This window comes from Micromonospora sp. D75 (assembly GCF_018070405.1).
GTDB classification, from domain to species: Bacteria; Actinomycetota; Actinomycetes; order Mycobacteriales; family Micromonosporaceae; genus Micromonospora; species Micromonospora chalcea.
The window spans coordinates 1-2,169 of the sequence record NZ_JAGPXV010000823.1; the positions used below are offsets into that span (position 1 = coordinate 1).

At 75.1% G+C, this 2,169-nt stretch carries 2 protein-coding genes and 1 pseudogene; 1 reads left to right on the forward strand and 2 read right to left on the reverse strand.

What is annotated here, in order from left to right:
* Both KBX39_RS29555 and KBX39_RS29560 read right to left on the reverse strand, forming a co-directional pair.
* Positions 1-170 (reverse strand): annotated as a pseudogene (locus KBX39_RS29555) (futalosine hydrolase); the annotation flags it as partial.
* Positions 167-1,780 (reverse strand): MFS transporter, encoded by a 1,614-nt coding sequence (locus tag KBX39_RS29560; protein WP_043327166.1) that lies wholly within the window; start codon positions 1,778-1,780, stop codon positions 167-169. The pseudogene KBX39_RS29555 and the gene KBX39_RS29560, both read right to left, overlap by 4 nt.
* 87 nt (positions 1,781-1,867) lie before the next feature.
* On the opposite strand from KBX39_RS29560, the gene KBX39_RS29565 reads away from it, so the two are divergent.
* Positions 1,868-2,169 (forward strand): DUF3027 domain-containing protein (locus KBX39_RS29565; protein WP_210873678.1); only part of this gene is annotated, 302 nt, incomplete at its 3' end.

The following is a 2,169-nucleotide window of genomic DNA, read 5'->3' on the forward strand; positions in this document are numbered from 1 at the left end:
AGCGCCAGCAGCCGTGCCGTGGCGGCAGCGGCGACAGCCGGCCCGACACCGACCGGCAGCACCGTCACGTCCGGCGGCGCCGTCCCGTCCGGCGCGGCGGATGCGGTCAGGCCGGCGCGGATCGCCTCGGCCTCGGCGGGTACCGCCGTGACCACGAGCAGCCCGGTCACGCCACCGGCCCCCGGGGGTCGCGCCGCTCGGTGTCCTCGACGCCGCCGGAACCGCCCACCGATGAGGAGGGCCGGTAGATGTGGAAGCCGGGCGGCGCGAGCCCGTCGTCCTCCGGCGGGCCGGCACGCTGGGGCGCCGGTGACGTGGGCGCCGGGTCGTCGAACGAGGTGGTGGCCGGTTCCGCGGCCCGGGTGGCCTGCTCCGCCGCCAGTTCCTCGTCGCCGAGCGGCCGGCCGACCAGGTGCTCACCCCGCAGCTTGCCGGCGACCAGCACGCCGCGTACGGCCACCAGCGCGGCCACCACGGCGGCGACGGTCACCCCGATCAGCCCGGTGAACGGCACCAGCCCGAGCCCGCCCCCGGCTACGAACGCGAGCATCAGTGCGGTCTCCGAGTGCGCGAACGAACTGGCCCGCAGCCGCTCCGGGATGCGTTCCTGGATCGAGGCGTCCACCGTCAGCTTGGCGATCCCGCTCATCATCGCCGCCACCAGGCAGAGCAGCGCCACCATGGGCAGGGAGAACTTCAGCGCGGCGAGCACCGCCACGCCGGCCACCACTATCGTGCCGCTGGACTGGAGCGCGGTCGGCCGGTGGATGCGCAGCCGGGTGCCGATCGCGGTGGCCAGGAACGTGCCGACGGCCAGCGCGCCGCCGACCAGGCCCAGCGCGCCCTGGGCGCCGAGGTCACGGCCGAAGAAGTCGGTGGTCAGGTCACCGGCCTTGATGGCGAAGGCCAGGAAGAGCAGCAGGAAGCCGTAGAGCCCGCGCAGCGCCGCCGCGCCGATCAGCGTGGCGATCACCAGGCGGCCGGCCGGGCGGCCCCGGCCCAGCGGGCGCTCGCCGTCACGGCGGCGCATCGCGCGCAGCGGGTGCGGCATCCGCTCCGGCGGCTCGGAGTCGGCCTTCGGCGGCAGCCGCAGGGAGATCACCATGCCGACCAGGAAGATCACCGACGCGACCCGCAGCGGCCACTGCGGCCCGAACCAGAACGCGGCCAGCCCGATCGGCGCGACGAGCGCGCCCGCCACCGTGCCGTAGACGCTCGCCCGCGCCCCGACCTGGGACAGTCCCAGGCCCTCGGGCAGCAGCCGGGGGACCGCTGCCGAGCGGGCCACGCCGTACGCCCGGGAGAGCGCGAGCACGCCGAACGCCGCCGGGTAGAGCCCGAAGCCGCCGATGTAGTCGGAGATCAGCCAGGCCAGGAACGCGCGGCCGAGCATGGTGGTGGCCAGCGCGTACCGCCGGCCGTGGCGGAAGTGGTCGAGCAGTGGGCCGACCACCGGGGCGAGCATGGCGAACGGGACCATGGTCACCAGCAGGTAGAGGGCGACCTTGTTGCGTGCCTCGCCCAGCGGCACGTCGAAGAAGATCGTCCCGGCCAGGCCGATGGCGATGAGCGTGTCGCCGGCGCAGGAGAGGGCGTGCAGGTCGAACAGCCGGACCATGCCCACCTCGTTGCCGGCGCTGCGGGCCCGGGCGGTGCCGGCGCGGCGGGTCATCCAGCGCCCGCCGTGCAGAGACCCGCGCAACAGCAGCCGGGTGGCGCGGATGCCGGTGCCGACGGTCCGCCCCAGAAAGGAGCGGCCGGAGCGGGAGGACAGCGCCATGCGTCCCATCCTCGCCCATTCGATCCACGCGCGCCGCATCACCCGCGGAGAACGACTCCGGGGAGTGCCTGTCACCCGTGGACCGGCATGGGGAACAATGGTCCGGTGACCAGGCCCGCCTCCGCCCGCGCTCCCCGGCTCGACCAGGTCTGCGCCGCCGCCGTCGAGGTGGCCCGCGACGCCATCACCGAGGTGGAGCCGACAGACATCGGCGACCATCTCCAGGCCGTCGCCGAGGGCGACCGGGTCGTCACCCACTACTTCGAATGCCGGATGGCCGGTTACCGCGGCTGGCGCTGGGCCGTCACGGTGACCCGGGTGCCGCGCAGCCGGCACGTCACCATCTGCGAGACGGTGCTGCTGCCCGGCCCGGACGCGCTGCTCGCCCC

Bases quoted from the DNA above. Each gene is read 5' to 3' on its own strand.
- KBX39_RS29560 (WP_043327166.1), bottom strand. From the start codon at position 1,780: ATGGCGCTGTCCTCCCGCTCCGGCCGCTCCTTTCTGGGGCGGACCGTC.